The 20,494-nt window shown below is 70.7% G+C and carries 21 protein-coding genes; 15 read left to right on the top strand and 6 right to left on the bottom strand.

The window, feature by feature from the left end:
• Window positions 1-62 precede the first annotated feature (62 nt).
• The 4 genes from AB0J53_RS41235 (at window position 63) to AB0J53_RS41220 (ending at window position 2,717) form a co-directional block, all read left to right on the top strand.
• A complete protein-coding gene (locus tag AB0J53_RS41235) occupies window positions 63-401 on the top strand; it encodes an STAS domain-containing protein (protein WP_049563214.1) in 339 nt (112 codons plus the stop codon).
• Between the two features lie 48 nt (window positions 402-449).
• A complete protein-coding gene (locus AB0J53_RS41230) occupies window positions 450-1,223 on the top strand; it encodes an SDR family NAD(P)-dependent oxidoreductase (RefSeq protein WP_364182799.1) in 774 nt (257 codons plus the stop codon).
• 8 nt (window positions 1,224-1,231) lie between these two features.
• Complete coding sequence (locus AB0J53_RS41225; RefSeq protein ID WP_219508813.1) at window positions 1,232-1,996, top strand: crotonase/enoyl-CoA hydratase family protein; 765 nt, start codon at window positions 1,232-1,234, stop codon at window positions 1,994-1,996.
• A gap of 103 nt (window positions 1,997-2,099) precedes the next feature.
• Window positions 2,100-2,717, top strand: coding sequence for a rhomboid family intramembrane serine protease (locus AB0J53_RS41220; protein ID WP_364182796.1), 618 nt, complete (start codon window positions 2,100-2,102; stop codon window positions 2,715-2,717).
• Between the two features lie 9 nt (window positions 2,718-2,726).
• Here the strand turns inward: AB0J53_RS41220 and serC are convergent, their stop codons facing one another.
• A complete protein-coding gene (gene serC / locus AB0J53_RS41215) occupies window positions 2,727-3,836 on the bottom strand; it encodes a phosphoserine transaminase (protein WP_364182794.1) in 1,110 nt (369 codons plus the stop codon).
• Between the two features lie 189 nt (window positions 3,837-4,025).
• On the opposite strand from serC, the gene AB0J53_RS41210 reads away from it, so the two are divergent.
• Window positions 4,026-6,674 (top strand): hypothetical protein, encoded by a 2,649-nt coding sequence (locus AB0J53_RS41210; protein ID WP_364182791.1) that lies wholly within the window; start codon window positions 4,026-4,028, stop codon window positions 6,672-6,674.
• On the opposite strand, the gene AB0J53_RS41205 is transcribed toward AB0J53_RS41210, so the two are convergent.
• Entirely contained in the window at window positions 6,605-7,711 is a 1,107-nt protein-coding gene (locus AB0J53_RS41205; protein ID WP_219508806.1) for a citrate synthase 2, read from the bottom strand. The genes AB0J53_RS41210 and AB0J53_RS41205 overlap by 70 nt on opposite strands.
• A 176-nt stretch (window positions 7,712-7,887) precedes the next feature.
• Between AB0J53_RS41205 and pdxH the strand changes: the two genes are divergently transcribed.
• Together pdxH and AB0J53_RS41195 are read left to right on the top strand one after the other, a co-directional pair.
• Window positions 7,888-8,541, top strand: a complete 654-nt coding sequence (pdxH, locus tag AB0J53_RS41200) for a pyridoxamine 5'-phosphate oxidase (RefSeq protein ID WP_219508804.1) — start codon at window positions 7,888-7,890, stop codon at window positions 8,539-8,541.
• Between the two features lie 10 nt (window positions 8,542-8,551).
• On the top strand, window positions 8,552-9,787 hold the full coding sequence (locus AB0J53_RS41195) for an MFS transporter (RefSeq protein WP_219508802.1): 1,236 nt from the start codon (window positions 8,552-8,554) through the stop codon (window positions 9,785-9,787).
• Between the two features lie 22 nt (window positions 9,788-9,809).
• Here the strand turns inward: AB0J53_RS41195 and AB0J53_RS41190 are convergent, their stop codons facing one another.
• Window positions 9,810-10,433, bottom strand: coding sequence for a UdgX family uracil-DNA binding protein (locus AB0J53_RS41190; protein WP_219508801.1), 624 nt, complete (start codon window positions 10,431-10,433; stop codon window positions 9,810-9,812).
• A gap of 104 nt (window positions 10,434-10,537) precedes the next feature.
• Between AB0J53_RS41190 and AB0J53_RS41185 the strand changes: the two genes are divergently transcribed.
• The 3 genes from AB0J53_RS41185 to AB0J53_RS41175 all read left to right on the top strand — a co-directional run bounded on the left by AB0J53_RS41185 (window position 10,538) and on the right by AB0J53_RS41175 (window position 14,396).
• On the top strand, window positions 10,538-11,242 hold the full coding sequence (locus tag AB0J53_RS41185; RefSeq protein ID WP_281427172.1) for a metal-dependent transcriptional regulator: 705 nt from the start codon (window positions 10,538-10,540) through the stop codon (window positions 11,240-11,242).
• A 123-nt stretch (window positions 11,243-11,365) separates the two neighbouring features.
• The gene (locus AB0J53_RS41180; protein WP_219508800.1) at window positions 11,366-13,582 is read left to right on the top strand and encodes a SpoIIE family protein phosphatase; all 2,217 of its coding nucleotides are present in this window, start codon (window positions 11,366-11,368) and stop codon (window positions 13,580-13,582) included.
• A 16-nt stretch (window positions 13,583-13,598) separates the two neighbouring features.
• Window positions 13,599-14,396 carry an alpha/beta fold hydrolase gene (locus tag AB0J53_RS41175; protein ID WP_364182786.1) on the top strand — a complete coding sequence of 266 codons (798 nt, stop codon included), beginning with the start codon at window positions 13,599-13,601 and terminating at the stop codon, window positions 14,394-14,396.
• Here AB0J53_RS41175 and AB0J53_RS41170 read toward each other — a convergent pair.
• Window positions 14,362-14,523, bottom strand: coding sequence for a hypothetical protein (locus AB0J53_RS41170; RefSeq protein WP_219508798.1), 162 nt, complete (start codon window positions 14,521-14,523; stop codon window positions 14,362-14,364). The genes AB0J53_RS41175 and AB0J53_RS41170 overlap by 35 nt on opposite strands.
• A gap of 26 nt (window positions 14,524-14,549) precedes the next feature.
• The gene (locus AB0J53_RS41165) at window positions 14,550-15,695 is read right to left on the bottom strand and encodes an acyl-CoA dehydrogenase family protein (protein WP_219508797.1); all 1,146 of its coding nucleotides are present in this window, start codon (window positions 15,693-15,695) and stop codon (window positions 14,550-14,552) included.
• Window positions 15,696-15,885: 190 nt separating this feature from the next.
• On the opposite strand from AB0J53_RS41165, the gene AB0J53_RS41160 reads away from it, so the two are divergent.
• Entirely contained in the window at window positions 15,886-17,217 is a 1,332-nt protein-coding gene (locus AB0J53_RS41160) for a hypothetical protein (protein ID WP_364182784.1), read from the top strand.
• A complete protein-coding gene (locus AB0J53_RS41155; protein WP_357592686.1) occupies window positions 17,217-17,996 on the top strand; it encodes a class F sortase in 780 nt (259 codons plus the stop codon). Before AB0J53_RS41160 ends, AB0J53_RS41155 begins: the two co-directional genes overlap by 1 nt.
• 246 nt (window positions 17,997-18,242) lie before the next feature.
• On the opposite strand, the gene AB0J53_RS41150 is transcribed toward AB0J53_RS41155, so the two are convergent.
• A complete protein-coding gene (locus tag AB0J53_RS41150; protein WP_364182781.1) occupies window positions 18,243-18,536 on the bottom strand; it encodes a hypothetical protein in 294 nt (97 codons plus the stop codon).
• Between AB0J53_RS41150 and AB0J53_RS41145 the strand changes: the two genes are divergently transcribed.
• From AB0J53_RS41145 to AB0J53_RS41135, 3 genes are read left to right on the top strand one after another with little or no spacing between them, the layout of a single operon-like run.
• Window positions 18,529-18,984: a hypothetical protein gene (locus AB0J53_RS41145; protein ID WP_364182778.1), complete on the top strand. Its 456-nt coding sequence runs from the start codon at window positions 18,529-18,531 to the stop codon at window positions 18,982-18,984. The genes AB0J53_RS41150 and AB0J53_RS41145 overlap by 8 nt on opposite strands.
• Before the next feature lie 7 nt (window positions 18,985-18,991).
• Complete coding sequence (locus AB0J53_RS41140) at window positions 18,992-19,753, top strand: class F sortase (protein WP_219508792.1); 762 nt, start codon at window positions 18,992-18,994, stop codon at window positions 19,751-19,753.
• A gap of 24 nt (window positions 19,754-19,777) precedes the next feature.
• Window positions 19,778-20,455 carry a hypothetical protein gene (locus AB0J53_RS41135; RefSeq protein WP_364182775.1) on the top strand — a complete coding sequence of 226 codons (678 nt, stop codon included), beginning with the start codon at window positions 19,778-19,780 and terminating at the stop codon, window positions 20,453-20,455.
• Window positions 20,456-20,494: the final 39 nt, after the last annotated feature.

The following is a 20,494-nucleotide window of genomic DNA, read 5'->3' as shown; positions in this document are numbered from 1 at the left end:
AGTTTGTGCGTGCCCGGTATCAGGGCAAGGGGAAGTACAGTGGCTCATCGAGGAGGGGCCAAATGAAGCTGCGGCTTGCGCGACACGCCCTCGGTGACGCCGTGGTGGTGGCCGTTGCGGGGGAGCTCGATCTGTTCACCGCACCGTTCCTCCGTGACGAGGTGCGCGACGCGATCAAGCAGGACAGCGCCCGGCTCGTGCTCGACCTCCAGCAGCTGTCGTTCATGGACTCCAGCGGGCTCTCGGTGCTCATCGAGGCCTGGCGGCTGGCCACCGGCGAGGGCGGCGGGGTGTCGCTGGCGGCCCCTCAGGCGCCCGTGGCGCGCATCCTGCGCACGACCGGGCTCGACCGGCGGATCAAGGTCTATTCGGATGTGGACAGCGCCGTGGGGGGAATTTAACCGCCCCCGAGTAGAACTTCATTCGGTAGCCGGGTTAGGGTCCGTGCTATGGACGTGAACGGATCCGCAGCAATCATCTCCGGCGGTGCGAGCGGCCTCGGCGAGGCCACCGCCCGCGAGCTGGCCCGCGCCGGCGCCACCGTGGTCATCGCCGACCTCAACGAGGAGCGCGGCAAGGCCCTGGCCGACGAGCTCGGCGGGGTCTTCGTCAAGACCGACGTGTCGGACGACGAGCAGGTGCAGGCCGCCGTGGACGCGGCCGTCGCCACCGGCAAGCCGCTGCGCGTGCTGGTCAACAGCGCCGGCATCGGCTGGGCCGAGCGCACCGTCAACCGCAACGGCGAGCCGCACAACCCGGCGACCTACCGCAAGGTCATCGAGGTCAACCTGATCGGCACGTTCAACCTCATGCGCATCGGCGCGGCGGCCATCGCCAAGACCGAGCCGGTCGACGAGGACGGCCAGCGCGGCGTGGTGATCAACACCGCGTCCGTGGCCGCGCTGGAGGGACAGACCGGTCAGCTCGCCTACAGCGCCTCCAAGGGCGGCATCGTCGGCATGACCGTGCCCGCCGCCCGCGACCTGGCCGCCATCGGCGTCCGGGTGAACACGATCTGCCCCGGCATCATCGACACCCCCATCTACGGCTTCTCGGGCAACGCCGAGGAGTTCAAGGCCAAGCTGGTGGCGCCGGTCGTGTTCCCCAAGCGCATGGGCCGCGCCGGCGAGTTCGCCCACCTGGTGCGCTCCCTGGTGGAGAACGACTACATGAACGCCGAGGTCATCCGCTTCGACGGCGGCATCCGCTTCCAGCCCAAGTAGGAGGGCCCGTGTCCGACGAAGTGCTCGTCGAGGAGTCCGGCGGCGTCGCCGTGCTCACCATCAACCGCCCCAAGGCGCGCAACGCCGTCAACGGCGCGGTGGCCCGGGGCATCGCCGAGGCGCTGGACGCGCTCGACGCCCGCCCCGACGTCTCCGCGTACGTGCTGACCGGCGCGGGCGGCACCTTCTGCGCGGGCATGGACCTGAAGGGGTTCCTGACGGGCGACATGCCGGTCGTGGAGGGACGCGGCTTCGGCGGCCTGACCGAGTCGCCGCCGAAGAAGCCGATCGTCGCGGCCGTCGAGGGCTACGCGCTGGCGGGCGGCTTCGAGCTGGCCCTGTCGTGCGACGTGATCGTGGCCTCGTCGGAGTCCACGTTCGGCCTGCCGGAGCCCAAGCGCGGCCTGGTGGCCGGGGCGGGCGGCATCATGCGCCTGCCGAGGCGGATCGCGTACCACGTGGCGATGGAGATGGCGCTGACCGGCGACCACTACCCGGCCTCGCGGCTGTACGAGCTGGGCCTGGTCAACCGGATCACCGAGCCGGGACAGGCGCTGGAAGGCGCGCTGGAGCTGGCTCGCAAGATCGCCGCGAACGCGCCGCTGGCGCTCGCCGCGACCAAGAAGGTGATCATCGAGTCGCAGGACTGGCCGCTCGACGAGATGTTCAAGCGGCAGGGCGCGATCATCAACCCGGTGTTCGGCTCCAAGGACGCGATGGAGGGCGCGGCGGCCTTCGCCGAGAAGCGCGCTCCGCAGTGGAAGGGCGAATAGCCCGCGGACGACTCCGCCCCCTCCCGCCCGGGAGGGGGCTTTTCACGCACTCGGGCCGGTTCGTACGTACGGTAAAAAGGGAGTCGTCCACCTGGGAGAGCGCATGAGCGACTATTCGAGGTCCCCGTTCGAGTCGGCCAAGCGCGGCGCGGGGGCGCTGCTGTCGGGCGCGCTGGCCGCGTTCCTCCTGATGGTGGGCCTGCTCGCGGTCATGTGGGCGGTGGAGATCGTCGACTACTTCATGTTCGGCGCCCTGGACGGCTTCGGCATCGTCGGCTGGGAGCCGGCGGGACTGTCGGGGATCTTCTTCGCGCCGTTCCTGCACATCGGCTTCGGGCACCTGATCGCCAACTCGCTGCCGCTGCTGGTCCTCGGGTTCCTGGCCGCGCTGCGCGGCATCGGCAAGTTTCTGCTGGCCAGCCTGCTGATCATCGTCATCGGCGGCGTGGGCACCTGGTTCACCAGCCCCGACGTGGTCACCGTGGGCGCCAGCGGGCTGGTGTTCGGCTACTTCGGCTACATCCTGGCCCGGGGCCTGTTCGACCGGCTCCTGCTCGACATCGTCATCGCGGTCGGCGTCGGCATCGCCTACTGGTCGATCCTCGCGGGCGTGCTGCCCAACCAGCCGGGAATCTCCTGGCAGGGCCACCTGTTCGGGCTGGTCGGCGGTGTGGTGGCGGCCTGGGTGCTGCGCAGGCAGCAGCCCAGGCCACTCGTCTGACGTCGTGGGCTAGAGGCGCTCGACCACGTGGTCGATGCAGGCCGTCAGGGCCTCGACGTCGGCCGGGTCGATCGCCGGGAACATCGCCACCCGCAGCTGGTTGCGGCCCAGCTTGCGGTAGGGCTCGGTGTCGACGATGCCGTTGGCGCGCAGCACCTTGGCCACCTCGGCGGCGTCGACGGAGTCGGCGAAGTCGATGGTGCCGACCACCTGCGAGCGGAACTCGGGGGCCGCGAACGGCGTCGCGAAGGACGACTTGTCGGCCCAGGTGTAGAGGCGCTGCGCCGAGTCGGCCGTGCGGGACGTGGTCCAGGCCAGGCCGCCGTTGCCGTTCATCCAGTCGAGCTGGTCGGCCAGCAGGAACAGCGTGGCCACGGCCGGGGTGTTGTAGGTCTGGTCCTTGGCCGAGTTGTCGATGGCGATCGGCAGGCTGAAGAACTCCGGCACGTAGCGGCCCGAGCCCGCGATCTCCTCGACCCTGGCCAGGGCGCGCGGCGACATGATCGCGATCCACAGGCCGCCGTCGGAGGCGAAGCTCTTCTGCGGGGCGAAGTAGTAGACGTCGGTCTCTGACACGTCGACGGGCAGGCCGCCGGCGCCGGAGGTGGCGTCGACCAGCACGAGCGCGTCGTCGCCGCCGACCCGCTGGATCGGCATGGCCACGCCGGTGGAGGTCTCGTTGTGGGTGAGGGCGTAGACGTCGATCCCGTCCTCGGCGACCGCCTCGGGGTGGGTGCCGACCTCGGACTTGATGATCGAGGGCTCGCCCAGCCACGGGGCCTTCTTGGCCACGGTCGCGAACTTCGAGGAGAACTCGCCGAACGACAGGTGCTGCGACCGGTCGCGGATCAGCCCGAAGGCGGCGATGTCCCAGAAGGCGGTGGTGCCGCCGTTGCCGAGCACGACCTGGTAGCCCTCGGGCAGCGAGAACAGGTCGGCCAGGCCGGAGCGCACGCGGCCGACGAGGTTCTTGACCGGCTTCTGGCGGTGCGAGGTGCCCATGAGGCTCGCCCCGGAGGCGGCGAGGGCGGCCAGTTGCTCGGTGCGCACCTTCGAGGGCCCGCAGCCGAAGCGGCCGTCGGCGGGCTTGATGTCAGCGGGAATCACGATGTCAGCCACCAGACAAGGGTATCCAGCCGCCGAGATTCCCTGGTCCCGGGTCCGGATGCTGAGAAATGGTGAAACGACCGCCCCTCGGAGCGTGGGAGAGCTCCGGCGGGGGCGGCTCGACACATCACTCCATGAGATTTACGGCAGTATGTCGACAAAGGAGTGGATCGTCGGGGGGCGACCGCCAGGGAGCGACGCATGGCCGATGTCCGCACGTTCCTCCGGCACCTGTTCGGCAGGCTCATCCGGCGACCCGCCCCCTGGCGGCGCGACCGGTCGCTGCCGCAGGTGTCGGTGTTCCTGAAGGGCGAGGGCGACCTGGAGCCGCTCATCGTGCCCGACGGGCAGCCGGTGCCGTACTTCTCGCCGGCCGCCTACTCGGGCGTGCCCGACCTGGTGAAGCAGGCGGTGGCCAAGCTCGGCGAGCGCACCGGACCGCGCGGGCTGCCGAGGATCAGGTTCCAGCTCACCGGCTTCGTGCTGCTGGTGCTGCGCCGGCGGGAGCTCGGTGAGGTGGCCATCCCCGACATGGAGCGGGCGCTGGCCGAGGACCGGCCGGGCCGGGGCGGGCCCCCTGACGACCGCCCGAGGGTGGTCATGCTCGACTACCTGGGCAGGTCGCTGACCGGCTGGATCCCGGCGGCGTCGGTGATCGGCACCTGGCTCGGCCAGGCGACCACGCTGCTGGCGTGGGGGGTGAGCGTCGCGGCCGGCGTCGTGGTGGCCGTCGGGCACGCGGCCGTGCTGGCCCGCACCCACGTGCGCAGCTCGTGGTTCCGCAAGCAGGCGGCGCAGCAGCGCACCCCGTGGGAGCGGCTGCCCGCGTACGCGAGCAGGCTGGCCGCCAGGGCGTCGGACGAGGAGCTGGAGCGTCTGCTGGTCGGCGCCTTCCTGGAGGACCTCAGGCAGGCGTACAGGCGCCGCAGGCTGTTCCTGTGGCCCGCCTGGGCGCGTGCCTACCACTGCGTGCTCTACCTGAAGGGCGTCACGGCCGCCGACACGGCCGCGGCGGCGTTCCTCGGCCGCCTGCACGAGGTGCGCGAGCGCAACGCGCAGTGGGACCCGCTGCTCGTCGTCACCTCCGGCCCCGAGTCGCCCGGGCTGGTGCGCGACGTGCGCACGGTGCGCGTCACGGGCGCGGACGGCGACGAGGAGGCGCACCACGAGTGGCTGCGCCGGGTCAGCCACCGGCACGGGCCCGCGTACCTGGTGATCGAGGGCGTCGACCTGACGGCCGGGGACGACCGGCGCGCGGCCCCGCTCGCGCCGGTGGCGGGACACAAGCGGGTGCGCGCCTACTGGACGATCATGGTGGCGCTGCTGGTCGTGCCGCTGATCGCGTCCGGCCTGTACGTGTGGAACTCCGCCATGACCTACTGCCAGGCCCCCGACGTGCTGCGGGACGAGCTCGGCGAGTGCGTCGGCATCAGCGACGGCGGCTACGTCTTCCACGACCGGCTGAAGACCCCCATCGACCGCATCGCGGCCGAGAACGTCAAGGCCGTCGACAGCGGCCGCTACGTGGAGATCGTCTACATCGGCCCGATGACCGGCGCGCCGGACGCCCTGCTGGCGGGCTCCCACGGCGAGCTGTACGGGATCGCCGCCTACCAGCAGGACTACAACGCCCAGAGCGGCGACCGGCCCAAGATGCGCGTCCTGCTCGGCAACCCCGGCAAGGCGTTCAGGAAGTCCGTGACGCTCGCCCGGCAGGTCGTCGACCGGCTGGAGTCGGGCGCGCCGATCGTCGGCGTGATCGGCATGGCGCAGAGCCGCGCGGTCAACCAGGAGGCCATCGCGGTGCTCAACACCGCCGGGCTGCCCGTCATGGTCACCGTCGGCACCGCCGACGAGCTCGGCCAGCACGAGCGGGTGCCGTCGCCGTACTTCTTCCGCATGGCCGCCAACAACGGCCGCGAGGCCAGGGCGTCGGCGGCGTGGGTCAGGGCGGGCACCGGCGGGCTGCCCGCCGCCAAGAAGGTGACGCTGCTGGAGGACGTCACCGAGGGCGACCTCTACAGCGCCGACCTGGCCGCCGGCTTCCGCGACGCCTTCGGCGAGGCGGACGTCACCAGCCTGTCGTACACGGGCGGGCGTCAGCTCAAGGCCCAGGTGAAGAAGGCGTGCGCGGGCAAGCCCGACCTCATCTACTACACCGGCAGGGGCGACGACTTCGTCACCTTCGTCCAGGGCGTCGACGAGGGGTGCAGCCAGTCCCGCATCCACCACGTGCTGGCCTCCGACGACGTCACCAAGTACGTCCAGGACAACCACCAGAGGCTCAAGGACCACCCCAACCTGCGCCTGCACTACGTCACGCTGGCGTGGGAGAAGGTCTGGGACCATGTCACGGGCGGCGAGGGCCAGGGCGGAAAAGCCCAGATCGGGCGCATCCAGCGGCTGATCGGCAAGGACGCGCAGCCGTCGCGGCTGCACGCGATGCTCGCCCACGACGCCGCGCTCGCCCTCGGGCTCGCGATCTCCGCCGCCCCCGGCCCGGTGCCGGACAAGGGCACGGTCCTGTTCGGGCTGAGCACGATGGGCACGCAGTACGGGACCACCGGGGTGATCGAGTTCACCGGCGGCAGGGAGCTGCACGAGTCGGCCGGCAAGCCGGTCATGCTCATCCAGGTGGGCCAGGAGCCGAAGCTCGTCGGCGTGTGCGGCAGGCTCACCGAGGTCGGGCCGAGCCTGGCCGACTGCCCCGACCGCGCGCTGCGCGGGGCTGACGACGCGAACGGCCCGCCGGTCGGACCGGCGGGCCGTCAGGGAGGGCGTCAGATGGTGCCGGCGACCTCGGCGGCACCGGGCACGTCGCTGAGCGGACGCGACGCGGGGCCGATGTAGTTGGCGCTCGGGCGCACCAGCCTGCCCGTGAGCTTCTGCTCCAGGATGTGCGCGGCCCAGCCGGCCGTGCGGGCGCAGGTGAACATCGAGGTGAACATGTGCGAGGGCACCTCGGCGAAGTCCAGGACCACGGCGGCCCAGTATTCGACGTTGGTGGCCAGCACCCGGTCGGGCTTGCGGGCGTGCAGCTCCTCCAGGGCCGCCTGCTCAAGGGCCGCGGCGACCTCGTAGCGAGGCGCGTCGAGCTCCTTGGCGGTGCGGCGGAGAACGCGGGCCCGCGGGTCCTCGGCGCGGTAGACGCGGTGTCCGAAGCCCATGAGCCTGTTGCCCTTGTCGAGCTCGCTCTGCACGTACTTCTTGGCGTCGCCGAGCTGCTCGACGCCCTCGATCATGTGCAGCACGCGCGCCGGGGCGCCGCCGTGGAGCGGGCCCGACATGGCGCCGACCGCACCGGACAGCGCCGCGGCCACGTCCGCGCCGGTGGAGGCGATGACGCGGGCGGTGAAGGTGGAGGCGTTCATGCCGTGCTCGGCGGCGGAGGTCCAGTACGCGTCGATGGCCTTGACATGCTTGGGGTCAGGCTCACCGCGCCAGCGGACCATGAAACGCTCGACGATGGTCTTGGCCTCGTCGACCCGGCTCTGCGGCACCATCGGCAGGCCGAGGCCACGCGCCGACTGCGCCACGAAGGACAGGGCCATCACGGAGGCGCGGGCGAGCTGGTCGCGCGCCTCCTCGTCGCTGATGTCGAGCAGCGGCTTGAAGCCGTAGGCGGGGGCCAGCATGGCCAGCGCGCTCTGCACGTCGACTCGGATGTCACCGGAATGGACAGGGATGGGGTACGGCTCCGCCGGGGGCAGGCCCGGCTGGAACTTGTTGTCGACCAGCAGGCCCCACACATGCCCGAAGGGCACACGGCCGACCAGCTCCTCGATGTCGACGCCCCGGTATCGAAGGGCGCCCCCTTCTTTGTCCGGTTCCGCGATCTCGGTCTCGAAAGCTACGACGCCTTCGAGGCCGGGTTTGAAGTCGGACATTCTCGGCCGCCTCCCTTTCTTGCCATGTTCCGGCAATGCCTTGATGTCGAGATACCGGCCAGTCAATTTAACCCCCTCCCAGGTCGTGCTCGGTCTCGGGACCCGCCGGTAGGCCATAACCGCTGGTAGGGGGCGCTGTGTGGGATCTGCCACCAAGCACGCGAGAATACCGTCTCGTGGATGCCACCTCGCGCCCGCCCTCCTTGGCGGGGCTTCGCCGGACCTATGAGGGCGAACCGTTGCTCGAAGCCGCCGTCGCCGCCGATCCGATCGCGCAGTTCACCGTCTGGTTCCAGGACGCGCTCGACGCCGGCCTGCCCGAGCCCAACGCCATGGTGCTCGCCACCGCGTCCGCGGGGGGGCGGCCGAGCGCCAGGACCGTGCTGCTCAAGGGCTACGACGAGCGCGGTTTCGTCTTCTACACCAACTACGAGTCCCGCAAGGGCCGCGACCTGGCGGAGAACCCGAGGGCGTCGCTGCTGTTCCCGTGGCATCCGCTGCGCCGCCAGGTGCGGGTGGAGGGCTCGGTGAAGAGGCTGTCGGCCGAGGAGTCGGCCGCCTATTTCAACGCCAGGCCGTACGGCTCGCGCATCGGGGCGTGGGCGTCGCGCCAGTCGGCGGTGGTGCGGTCGCGGGAGGAGCTGGACGCCCGCTACGAGGAGCTGGCGGCGCGCTGGCCGGACGATCCGCCGGTGCCCGACTTCTGGGGCGGCTTCCGGGTGACGCCGGTGGAGGTGGAGTTCTGGCAGGGGCAGCTCGACCGGATGCACGACCGGCTGCGTTACCGGCGTACGCGGCCGGGGTGGGAGTTGGAAAGACTTGCCCCTTAATGTGCCTTAAGTGACATTCGGGGATTTCGTCAAGCGTCACCTGGTCGACACCCGGCCGCTGTCCGTGCCCGCCTACCGGCGCCTCTGGATCGGCCAGGCCGTCTCCCACGTCGGCCTCGGCGCCACCGTCGTGGCCGTCAGCCAGCAGGTCTACGACCTGACCGGCTCGTCGTTCTGGGTCGGCATGCTGGGCCTGGCCAACCTGATCCCCCTGGTGATCTTCGGGCTGTGGGGCGGGGCCGTCGCCGACGCCGTCGACCGGCGCAAGCTCCTCGTCGCCGGCTCCGCCGTCGCCTGGGTGAGCACGATGCTCATCCTGATCCAGGCGCTGGTCGGCGTCCCCAACGTGTACGTGCTGCTGGCGACCGTGGCCGTGGGCGCCGCCGGCTTCGCCGTCAGCTCCTCCACGCGGGGCGCCATCATCCCCAGGCTGCTCCCGGCCGAGCTGGTGCCTTCGGCCAACGCGCTCAACTCGCTCGTCTACAGCATCGGCGCCGTCGCCGGGCCGATGATCGGCGGCATCCTGCTCACCGAGGGCGGCTACGCGGCCGCCTACGCCGTGGACGCCCTGCTGTTCACCGCCAGCCTCTACGCCGCCTTCCGGCTGCCCGCACTGGCACCCCAGGGCGAGGTGTCCCGGCCCGGCTGGCGGTCCGTGGCCGAAGGGCTCCGCTTCATCGCCACCAGCCCGGTGCTGCTCATGTCGTTCGTCGTCGACATCATCGCCATGGTGTTCGCGCTGCCCAGAGCCCTGTTCCCGGAGCTCGTCGACCTGCGCTTCGGCGGCGACCTGAACGTCCTCGGCTGGCTGGTGGCCTCCATGGCGGCCGGATCGGTCATCGGCGGGCTGTTCTCCGGCTGGGTCACCCGGGTCACCCGCCAGGGCCTGGCGCTCACGGCCGTCATCGCCGTGTGGGGGCTCGCGGTCGCCGCCGCCGGGCTCGCCCAGCAGCTCTGGCTCGTGCTGCTGTTCATGGCCGTCGGGGGAGCCGCCGACGTGGTCTCCTCGGTGTGGCGGCAGTCCATACTCCAGCTGTACGCGCCGGACGAGATGCGGGGGCGGATGCAGGGCGTCTTCATGGTCGTCGTCGCGGGCGGGCCCCGGCTCGGCGACGTCCGGGCCGGGGCCACGGCCACCGCCTTCGGCCTCACCACCGCGTGGGTGGGCGGCGGCATCGCCTGCGCGCTGGCCGTACTCGTCGCCGGCCTGTCGGTGGCCGGCTTCAGGAACTACCGCGCCCGCTGACCGGCCGCGCCGCCTTGGGGCACTACCGCCCTCGCTGACCGGCCGCCACCTTGAGGTCGGCGAGGAAGCCCTCGTACGCCGCGTCCCGGTCAGGGGCGCGCAGGACCGCGGACGGGTGGATCGTCGCCACCGCCGTGGCCTCGCCCAGCGGCACCGGCGCCCCCCGCTGCCGCGTCACCCGGAACGCCCGCCCCAGCAGCGCCCGCGCGGCCGTCGCCCCCAGCACCACGACCACCTGCGGCTCCACCACGGCCAGCTCGGCGTTCAGCCACGGCTGGCAGGCCCCGATCTCGGCCGCCGTCGGCTTCTGGTGGATGCGCCGCCTGCCCTGCCGGGTGAACGAGAAGTGCTTGACCGCGTTCGTCAGATAGACGTCCTCCCGCTCGATCCCGGCCTCGGCCAGCCCCCGGTCCAGCACCCGCCCGGCCGGTCCGACGAACGGGTGCCCCTGCAGGTCCTCCTGGTCGCCGGGCTGCTCCCCGACGAGCATGAACGCGGCCCCGGCGGGTCCCTCGCCGAACACCGTGCGCGTCGCCGCCCGGTAGAGGTCGCAGCCCTCGCAGCCGGCCGCCGCCTCCCGCAGCGACGTCAGGTCCAGGCGATCGGGAAGGAACTCGGCCGCTGAGTTGTTTCCGTCCTTTGACATCGTCGGTCGTTTCTCCCCCATAGGCTTTGCCTCTGACTCCTGTGCCCGAAGCGGACGGGCTCAGTCCCCGCCACGACCGGCGTAGCATGCAGTTGGGAGGAGCCTTGACCGCACACGGCCTGATCGACACGACGGAGATGTATCTCCGGACGATTTACGAGCTCGAGGAGGAGGGCATCGTCCCCCTCCGGGCGCGCATCGCCGAGCGCCTGCAGCAGAGCGGCCCCACGGTGAGCCAGACCGTCGCCCGCATGGAGCGCGACGGCCTCGTCCGCGTCGAGGGTGACCGCCACCTGTCCATGACCGAGCTCGGCCGCACCCTGGCGACCAGGGTCATGCGCAAGCACCGGCTCGCCGAATGCCTGCTGACCGACGTCATCGGGCTGCCCTGGGAGGAGGTGCACATCGAGGCCTGCCGCTGGGAGCACGTCATGTCGGAGTCGGTCGAGACCCGCCTGGTCAAGCTGCTCGACAACCCCACGGTGTGCCCGCACGGCAACCCCATCCCCGGCCTGGCCGAGCTCGGCGCGCAGGAGAGCGCCGAACCGTCCGGGAGCATGCTGCCGACCATGACGGAGGTCGCCGGGGCCCAAGGAGTGCCCGTGGTAGTGCGTCGAATTAGCGAACAAGTGCAAAGTGATCCCGCTCTGATGCTTAAACTCAAGCAAGTTGGGATACAACCCGGACGCGAGGTGACGCTCGCGGCGAGCGACGACGGTGTGCGGGTGACAGGTGACGGTGACGCGAACGACTCTCTCGCGGAGATCCCGCGTGACGTTGCCGCGCACGTTTTCGTCACCAGGCGCTGACGCACGCGCGGCTGCTTGGTTGAATCCCAACTGGGAGCCCCTCCACTCCCCCCCGGCCAAGACTGTTGCAGGAGCGCCCGTGGTTCGCTTTTCGCGCATGCGTCCCCTAGGAGTGGTCTCCGGATGAAGCGATGGGGGGACGTGTCACCCGACGCCGATCACCTGGCCGCGTCGTCGGTGCTCGACCATGCCGAGATGGCGGTGGTCGTCACCGACCGGTTCAGCAATCTCCTTTACTGGAACCCGTTCGCCGAGCGGTTGTTCGGGCGGCCACGGGCGTCGGGCCGCGACCCCTCGGCACAGTCCTTCGGGATCATGGACAAGGACCACCCGCAGGCCATCGAGCTGAGCAAGCACGTGCTCAAGGGCGGCGTCTGGGAGGGCACGTTCGACGTGCGGCGCGCCGACGGCTCTGTCCTGTACGTGCGCGCCCAGGCGGTGCCGCTGCGCCACACCTCAGGCTCGGTGACGGGCATCGTCATCACCGCCCGCGAGGCGCTGCGCAGCAACGAGCGTGAGAAGGACCGCTTCGGCCTGCTGGAGCGCATCGGCGAGCGGCTGGCCGGCTCGCTGTACGTCGAGGAGACGCTCAAGCGGGTCGCCGAGATGCTGGTCCCGCAGTTCGCCGACCACTGCTTCATCGAGCTGATGGAGGGCGACCGGCTGGTGCGCCGGATCTCCCAGCACGTGCAGGGCTGGTCGCCGCCGCCCGGCACCTGGAAGCCCGTCGGCGCCGAGATCCGCTACCCGTCCGGCCACTACGCCGAGGCGGCCATGCGCCGCCAGGAGACGATCCTGGTCGACGACTTCGCCGGCAACAGCTTCCCGGCCCCGTCCGAGGGCAGCGCCCGGCTGTGCGGCGAGGTCGGCATGAACTCCGCGATCGTCGCCCCGCTGAGCGTGCGCGGCGAGACGCTGGGCCTGATGTACCTCGGGCTGTCCAACCTGACCGACCGCCGCAGCCCCCACTACGACGCCTTCGACCGTGACTTCGTCGGGGCCATCGCCACCCGGGTCGCGCTCGCCATCGACAACGCGCTGCTGTTCGAGGAGGAGCGGCACACCGCCGAGTCCTTCCAGAAGCACCTGCTGCCCCGGGCGCTGCCGCAGCTCGACGGCCTCCAGATCGCCGTCCGCTACTACCCGGCCGCCCCGCTCGTCTCCCACGGCCAGGGCATCCAGACCCAGGTCGGCGGCGACTGGTACGACGTGATCCCGCTGTCGGCCGGCCGGGTCGGCATCGTCATCGGCGACGTGGAGGGCCGGGGCGCCAAGGCCGCCGCCATCATGGGCCAGCTCCGGGCCGCGCTGCGCGCCTTCGCCCAGGACGACAAGTCGCCCGCCGACATCCTGGCCAGGCTCGACGAGTGGACCCGCATCATCGCCACCCCCGAGCGCGACGACAACGGCGCCGACGTCAGCATCCCGCCCATCGTCACCTGCCAGTACCTGGTCTACGACGCCTGGTCGCGCCAGCTGTCCTTCGCCAACGCCGGACACGCCCCGCCGCTGCTGCTGCACGACGGCCAGTGCGTCGAGCTCGACATCGAGGAGGTCGGCCAGCCGCTCGGCGTACGCGCCAAGGGGCTGCACGCCGACCTCGTCTACAAGGAGGAGACGCGCACGCTGCCGCCCGGCGCGGCGCTGCTCCTCTACACCGACGGCCTGGTCGACCGCCGCCCCGCCCGGCTCGGCGAGATGCCCACCGAGGCCGAGACGCTCGGGGTGCTCTGCGAGAAGCTCGCCAAGATGGCCGACGCCGAGGTCGAGCGCATCGCCGACGCCGCCACCGTCGCGGTGCCCGGCGAGATCGACGACGACATGGCGATCCTCGTGGTCCGCTCCAGCGACGCCGATCTCGACGTCGAGGAGCGCACGTTCCCGGCCCAGCCGATCATGGTGGGCGAGGCCCGCCGGATGGCGTCGGAGGCGTTCGAAGGCTGGAACGTGCCGGAAGAGCGCGCCGAGCTGGCCTGCCTGCTCGTCTCCGAGGTCGTCACCAACGTGGTGCTGCACGCCTCCACGGCCAGCGTGCCGCGCCGCGAGCTGATCGTCGACGGGCCGCCGCTGCCGTTCGAGGACTCCTGGGACATGCCGGGCTTCGAGGACGAGGTGGTCGGCGACAAGGAGTTCACGCTGCGGCTGCGGCGTGGCGGCGAGTCGGTCTGGGTCGAGGTGTTCGACCAGGACCTGCGGCTGCCGCGCATCCGCAGCGCCGGCGAGAACGACGAGGGCGGCCGCGGCCTCTACCTGGTCGACCAGCTCGCCAAGCGGTGGGGCTCGCGGCCCACCAGGGAAGGCAAAGCGGTCTGGTTCGAGATTCCCACGCGCAGCCGCTGATGGTTCACTTACGCGCATGGAGCTGGCCTTCGAACGCCGGGGCTCCGGCGAGCCGCTGATCCTGGTCCACGGCATCGGGCACCACTGGCAGGCCTGGTTGCCGGTCCTGGACCGGCTGGCCGCCGCGCGCACCGTCATCGCCGTCGACCTGCCCGGGTTCGGTCGCTCGCGCGGGCTGCCCGACGGCGTCCCCTACACGGCCGAGTCGCTCGCCGACGCCGTCGAGTCCTTCTGCGCGCTGCTCGGGCTGCGTGAGCCGCACATCGCCGGCAACTCGCTGGGCGGCTACATCGCGCTGGAGCTGGCCTCGCGCGGCACCGTCCGCACCGCCACCGCGCTGTCGCCGGCCGGGTTCTGGTCACGCGCCGAGCTGCTCTACTGCCAGGCGGTGCTGCGCGCCGCCCGGGCGTCGGCCCGCGCGCTGCCGCCCGAGCAGGCGGGCCGGACCGCCGAGAGCGCGCTCGGCCGGACGCTGTCGGCCGGGCTCCTGGTGGCCCACCCGTCGAGGCTCACGCCCACCGCGCTGACCGCCGCGTCGCAGGCGCTCGCCGACTCCGCAGGGTTCGACGAGACGCTCGCGTCGTTCTCCGGGCTGATGCCGCCCGCGCCGCCCAAGTCACCGATCACCATCGCCTGGGGCGAGCACGACCGGCTGCTGCCGCGCCGCCAGGCCGTGCGCGCCGCCCGCTGGTCGGGCCAGCGGGTCAAGCTGCTCAAGGGGTGCGGTCACGTACCCATGAGCGACGACCCGGCGCTGGTGGCGCGGGTGCTGCTGGAGGCTAGCGGAACGTCTGACCCCACAGCAGAAGCATGACGATCACGAAGACGATCATGATGCCGGCGTAGCCCACGGCGCCGAGCCTGAACGCCCGGCGCACCCGGTTGAGGCCCCAGGCGAACAGCAAAGCCAGGAAAACCAGGAGGATCAGGCCGCTGTCCATGGTCTCCAGTATGCGTCGCCGGACCGCTAAAAACCGAAGGAGCGGCCGATGATCTCCTTCATGATCTCGGTGGTGCCGCCGTAGATCGTCTGCACGCGGCTGTCGAGCCACGCCTTGGCCACCGGATACTCGTTCATGTAGCCGTAGCCGCCGTGCAGTTGCAGGCAGCGGTCGATGAGCTTGGTCTGCAGCTCGGTGGTCCACCACTTGGCCTTGGCGGCGTCGACCACCGTGAGCTCGCCGGCGTTCAGCGCCACGATGCACTTGTCCACGTAGTGGCGGGCGATCTCCGTCTCGGTGGCCAGCTCCGCCAGCACGAACCGGGTGTTCTGGAAGGAGCCGATGTTCCGGCCGAACGCCTGACGGCCCTTGCAGTACTCGATCGTCTGCTCCAGCACCGTCTCCGCCGCCGCCACGGCCGCCACCGCGATCGACAGGCGCTCCTGCGGCAGGTTGTCCATGAGCTGGAAGAAGCCCCGGCCGTCCTCCGGGCCGAGCCGGTTGGCGACCGGCACCCGGACGTTCTCGAAGAACAGCTCCGCCGTGTCCTGCGCCTTCATGCCGACCTTGTCCAGGTTGCGGCCGTGCCCGAACCCGTCCATGCCCCGCTCGACCACCAGCAGCGTCGTCCCCCTGGCCCCGGCGGCAGGATCGGTCTTGGCCACCACGATGACGAGATCGGCGTTGACGCCGTTCGTGATGAACGTCTTCTGCCCGTTCAGCACGTAGTGGTCGCCCTCGCGCACCGCCGTCGTCCTGATCCCCTGAAGGTCGCTGCCCGCGCCCGGCTCCGTCATCGCGATCGCCGTGATCAGCTCACCGCTCGCGAACCCCGGCAGCCACCGCCGCTTCTGCTCCTCGTCCGTCAGATCCACCAGGTACGGGGCCACGACGTCGTTGTGCAGCGAGAAGCCCAGGCCGGATGCTCCATTGCGGATGATCTCCTCGACGATCACCGCGTTGTACCGGAAGTCCGTGATGCCCGCCCCGCCGTACTCCTCCGGCACCGAGAAGCCGAACATGCCGACCTCCCCGGCCTTCTTCCAGACCTCGCGGGGCACGATGCCGTCCTTCTCCCACCGGGCGTGATGGGGCACCACCTCGCGGGCCATGAACTCCCGCACGGTCTCCCGGAAAAGCAGGTGCTCCTCGTCGAAGAGGTCTCGCCGCATGTCGCCTCCTAGCAGGGGGTGTGTGCGTTCCAGAATACGATTCTGGCGGGCGGACACGGGTTCATCACAAGTGGTGGAACATGGGCGTGTTGCGGGGCTTGACGGCTCTAAGATCTACCTTCGGTTTACTGTGCGATCGGAGTTAGCCGTGAGTCGGTGGCGCAATGCGTGGATCGCCGCATCGATCGGAATGGCGGCCTCAGCCGCGTTCGTCGCGATACCCGCGAAGGCGAGTACGTTCAACCTCGTCGTCGACTACACGTGTACGAACGGTATCGCCGGCTCGTCCGAGGTCAAGCTGAAAGCCCGGGTCCAGATCCCGACGGCCGTCCAGGTCGGCAGCATGCTCAAGCTCGGCTGGTCGATCGAGCACGTCGGCGCGCCCCGCTTCAAGTCGCCCGACTACTACGCCGAAGGCGCCCGCGTCTCCCTCGTCGGCAACGTCAAGCTCGACGGCGCCTGGAACGGCACCCTCGAAGCCCACGGCAGCAAGGACCAGAGCGCGCTCAAGCCCAACCAGCCGCTCGTCGCCCCCGAGGGACTCTCCTCCGAGGCGCACATGACCGACGCCGGCGTCATCAAGCTCACCCCGCAGGCGATGACGGTCGACTTCGTGCCCCCGGCGGGCGAGGTCACCGTCAACGACGACGACCCCCGGATCATCTACAAGAAGGACTGGTCGCACGAGGGCTCGACCCCCTTCGAGTACGGCGACCACGGCCGGGACGTCCACGTGACCACCACCCGCGAGGGTGAGGCCGTCATCCGCTTCCGCGGCACCGGGTTCGAGTACCTCGGTCGCGAGATGCCGGGTGCCGGCCAGGTGCGGGTGGTCATCGACGACGACGAGTCCGCGATCGTCGACCCGACCAAGGACGGCAACGGCAACCCCACCAACGCCATCCGGGGCAACGTCTCGCTCTGGGAGCGCCTGGACCTCCCTTACGGCCAGCACACCCTTCGGGTCCGCAGCATGGAGCACGACAAGCCTGCCTACCTCGACGCGTTCAAGCTGCACACGCGCGAGCTGATCGACCCGCCGACCGAGCACAAGTCCACCTGCGAGGTCACCAACAACCCGGGCACCGTTGAGATCACCGTGGGCGGCGCCTCCCAGTCCCCGACCTCGACCGCGAGCCCCACCGTCACGAACACGAACGGGCCGACGAACGGTCCCACCAACGGACCGACCGGCGGCCCCACCGACGGGCCGACGCCCACGCCCCCGAACCGGCACGTCCCCTGGCCCAGCACCAGTCACGTGGTCGTCGTGGTCCCGGGCAGCAGCAAGACCCCCACGCCCACGGCCAAGACCACGCCGGGCCCCACCGCCACCAACTACAAGGCCGCCCAGGTCGACACCACCCCGCTGGGCGGCGTGGACACCGGTGAGGCTCCCGAGCAGGTCGCGGGCGGCTCGTACGCGCTGATCGCCGGCGGGTCGCTGCTGCTGATGGGCAGCGCAGCCGGAGGGCTCCTGGTGCGGCGCCGCCGCGCCGGACACGCCGGAGGGACTGACTGATGAGCGAGCTGAAGTCGACGATGTCCAAGGCCACCCCGGCGCTGCTGATCGCCGGGTCGCTGGCCGGCGTGGGCGCCATCATGGTCGGCCTGCTGTCGCTGGCGCCACCGGTGGACGACGGCTCCGGCCCGGTCCCGATGGCGGCCCAGCAGGACCCGGCGACGCTGCAGTATCAGAACGCGGGCGCGTTCGAGCTGCCGCCCAGCGTCGGCCCCGGCGGCGAGAACGTCCCCCTGACCCCGGCCCGCCTGGACGCGCCCCCGCCGCTGCCCGCCGAGGTCGTGGTCCCGGCCATCAAGCCGGTCAAGTCGAAGACCACCAAGGTCAGGCCCACCCGTATCCGCATCCCGGACATCAAGGTCAACGCCCCGATCAACACGGTCGGCCTCACCAAGCAGGGCGCCCTCGCCACCCCGCCGCTCAGCAAGCCCAACCTGACCGGGTGGTACGGCAAGAGCCCGCTGCCGGGCGAGCTCGGCCCCTCGGTGATCAACGGCCACGTCGCCACGAAAAAGGGCGCCGCTGTTTTCAAGCGTCTGAGCGAGCTGTCCAAGGGTGACCACATCTACGTGTACCGCTCCGACGGCAAGGTGACGCGCTTCACGGTCAGCGGCATCGAGCAGGTCGGCAAGAAGACGTTCCCCACCAAGCGCGTGTACGGCGACACGAAGGAAGCCCAGCTCAGGCTCATCACGTGTGGCGGGATCTACAACAAGGCGGCCCACAGCTACACGGACAACATCATCGTCTACGCCACCCTGTCCAAGAAGAAGGGCTGATACCGTCTTTTTGGTCTTTTACAGGAGATTGACAGGATTAGTCCGTATGATCTCAACCCAACCGTAACCAACGGCTGGAATCGTGGTACGCCCTGTTGTGACTGTGCTGAAACGGAGAAGGACAGTGCTGACGTCCAAGGCGCGGCGCCGCCTCGCCCTCAAGACATCCGCTTTCGCCCTTCTCGGTGCAGGTGTCTTCGGTGTCATCCCGGCAGTGGCCGCTCTAGCGGCGCCGGTGGAAGTGACCTACTCGTGTACGCCCACCGGCGGGCAGGCGACGAACATCCCGTTCATGATGGAGCTGAGGACCCCGGCCGCGGCGCCGACCCCCAGCGCCACCGTGACGGTCACGTGGGACATCAAGCAGCCGACGAACACGGCCAGCCAGTTGGAGGCGACCGCGGCGATCACGCCCAGCAGCACCGTCGTCGCGGAAGCCACCGTCACCCCGACCGGCAGCCCGTTGCCCAGCGCTCCGGTCCCGGCGGCGGCGACCGCCACCCCTGCGACCGAGGTGACCGCCGGGGCTCCGATGCCCATCCCGACCATGGGCATCGTGGTCCGGCCCACCGCCACGGGCACGGCCGCCATCAAGGCGGGCGCCTTCAGCCTCAAGGTCAACGGGACCGTCTGGTACAGCTGCGTGCCGGGTGCGTCCGGCGGACCTTCCGTCAACCTCGTCGTCGGCACGAGCACTGCCACGTCGACCTCGACCGGGACGCCCACGACAACCCCCACGACGACGCCCACGACCTCCACGCCCACCCCCACCAAGACCACCACGGTGTACGAGACCGTGACGCCCACGCCCAGCGAGACGACCACCTCTCCTCGTAGCTCCGAGACCCCCAAGGACGGGGCCGACACCGGGGCCGGGGGGACGATGGGGCCCGACGGGCGGATGTTCCTGGCGGCCGGGTCGGCGCTGATCCTGGCGGCCGGGGCCGGGGGGCTGCTGATGCGGCGTCGCGGCGTATCCAAGGGATGATGGACCCGTGGCGAACCAGTACCCCTACGGCGCCGGCCCGCAGCCTCCGCAGGACGATGGCGGCAGCAGGGTCCTGAGGACGACGTTGCTGCTCGCCGCCGTGGCGGGCGTGGTGACGGTGGTGGCGGGGATGCTGATCGTGCTGGGCTCGCCGGAGGAGTACGGCCTGGCGAGCCAGCGTGATTCGCTGGGCCTGACGGCGCTGCCGGACGGTCAGGCGTCGGGGCAGCCGGAGCAGGCGCTGTTCCAGGCGGGGCCGGACGCGCCGCCGCCGCTGCCGCAGATCAAGCCGGCTCCGGCGATGCTGCCGTCGACCCCGGTGCGCATCATCATCAAGAAGCTGGGCGTGAACGCGCCGATCAAATCCGTGGGCCTGGCCAAGGACGGCACGATCCAGGTGCCGCCGGCCGACAATCCCAACCTGGCGGGCTGGTACCGCAACATGTCGACTCCTGGTGAGGCGGGTCCGGCGGTGCTGCTGGGGCACAAGGACACGCGGACGCGGGCGGCCGTCTTCAACCGGTTGCCGGAGCTGCTCAACGGCGACCAGATCGAGATCAAGCGCCAAGACGGCATCACGGCGGTGTTCACGGTCGGCGGCATCGAGCAGGCGAGCAAGAAGACGTTCCCCTCCGAGCGCGTGTACGGCCCGCAGGAGAACGCCCAGCTCCACCTCATCACGTGCGGCGGCATCTACAACCGCAGCACGGGTCACTACACCGACAACGTCATCGTCTACGCGACGATGACGAGCTCCTATCGAAGCTGATCGCGGAGGCGCGCAATGGGCTGGATGGCGAAGCGGAGACTGCGAACTGGCCCCACGGCGGCTCTGCCCGCCAAGCCGGATCGCGCCGAGTTGCTGAGGCTGGTGCGGCTGGCCGATCCGGGGGCGCGCGAGGACGGCGACGACATCGTGGCGGTGGACGTACGGGTGCATGCCCCGGTGGAGGCGGAGCCGGAGCTGGTCGGCGGGGAGCTGGAGCAGGTCTGGGCGTGCCGGGTGGCGGCGGAGGGCCCGCTGCCGTTCGACTTCTTCGACCGTTTCCTGGCGGAGGGGCTGGCGTTCCGGCTGGGCGGGTTGGCCGTGTGCCGGGGCGAGGTGGACGATCCGGCCGATGAGGCGGCTCCGGGTGGTCCGGCGGTGATCCTGCCGGTGCGGCCGTCGGCGGAGGAGCTGATCGAGCTGCTGGAGGGCGAGGTCGAGCAGGAGGAGGAGTTCGTCTTCTCGGCGGGCGGGGTGCGGGCGCTGGTGGTGCCGCAGAAGGGGCAGCCGCCTGCGGTGAAGGAGCTGCTGCCGTTCGCCACGGAGCTGACGGCGATCGAGTTGCGCGGTGATGACCGGCTCAAGCTGGGCACGCTGGCGTTGTCGTTGTCGGAGGCGCTGAACGGCCTGGTCGTGGACCGGTGGCGGTTCCGGGTGGATCGGGCGGAGGAACTGCTTCCCCCGGCGAGGGCAGAAACCGAGTGACGTTCTGTTGTACCCTCTGCCTAAGAACCGAATATTGCT

It is taken from the genome of Nonomuraea sp. NPDC049725, assembly GCF_040674795.1.
Lineage (GTDB): Bacteria > Actinomycetota > Actinomycetes > Streptosporangiales > Streptosporangiaceae > Nonomuraea > Nonomuraea ceibae.
Note: the sequence above shows the minus strand (reverse complement) of the source record. Positions and strands in the feature narration are given on the sequence as shown.

Coding starts and splice junctions, on each gene's coding strand:
- AB0J53_RS41145 (WP_364182778.1), top strand. CDS start 18,529: ATGCCCATCCCGACCATGGGCATCGTGGTCCGGCCCACCGCCACGGGC.
- AB0J53_RS41160 (WP_364182784.1), top strand. CDS start 15,886: ATGGCGGCCTCAGCCGCGTTCGTCGCGATACCCGCGAAGGCGAGTACG.
- AB0J53_RS41190 (WP_219508801.1), bottom strand. CDS start 10,433: ATGTCAAAGGACGGAAACAACTCAGCGGCCGAGTTCCTTCCCGATCGC.
- AB0J53_RS41155 (WP_357592686.1), top strand. CDS start 17,217: ATGAGCGAGCTGAAGTCGACGATGTCCAAGGCCACCCCGGCGCTGCTG.
- AB0J53_RS41180 (WP_219508800.1), top strand. CDS start 11,366: ATGAAGCGATGGGGGGACGTGTCACCCGACGCCGATCACCTGGCCGCG.
- AB0J53_RS41150 (WP_364182781.1), bottom strand. CDS start 18,536: ATGGGCATCGGAGCCCCGGCGGTCACCTCGGTCGCAGGGGTGGCGGTC.
- AB0J53_RS41235 (WP_049563214.1), top strand. CDS start 63: ATGAAGCTGCGGCTTGCGCGACACGCCCTCGGTGACGCCGTGGTGGTG.
- AB0J53_RS41170 (WP_219508798.1), bottom strand. CDS start 14,523: ATGGACAGCGGCCTGATCCTCCTGGTTTTCCTGGCTTTGCTGTTCGCC.
- AB0J53_RS41205 (WP_219508806.1), bottom strand. CDS start 7,711: ATGTCCGACTTCAAACCCGGCCTCGAAGGCGTCGTAGCTTTCGAGACC.
- AB0J53_RS41210 (WP_364182791.1), top strand. CDS start 4,026: ATGGCCGATGTCCGCACGTTCCTCCGGCACCTGTTCGGCAGGCTCATC.
- AB0J53_RS41165 (WP_219508797.1), bottom strand. CDS start 15,695: ATGCGGCGAGACCTCTTCGACGAGGAGCACCTGCTTTTCCGGGAGACC.
- AB0J53_RS41175 (WP_364182786.1), top strand. CDS start 13,599: ATGGAGCTGGCCTTCGAACGCCGGGGCTCCGGCGAGCCGCTGATCCTG.
- AB0J53_RS41220 (WP_364182796.1), top strand. CDS start 2,100: ATGAGCGACTATTCGAGGTCCCCGTTCGAGTCGGCCAAGCGCGGCGCG.
- AB0J53_RS41230 (WP_364182799.1), top strand. CDS start 450: ATGGACGTGAACGGATCCGCAGCAATCATCTCCGGCGGTGCGAGCGGC.
- AB0J53_RS41135 (WP_364182775.1), top strand. CDS start 19,778: ATGGCGAAGCGGAGACTGCGAACTGGCCCCACGGCGGCTCTGCCCGCC.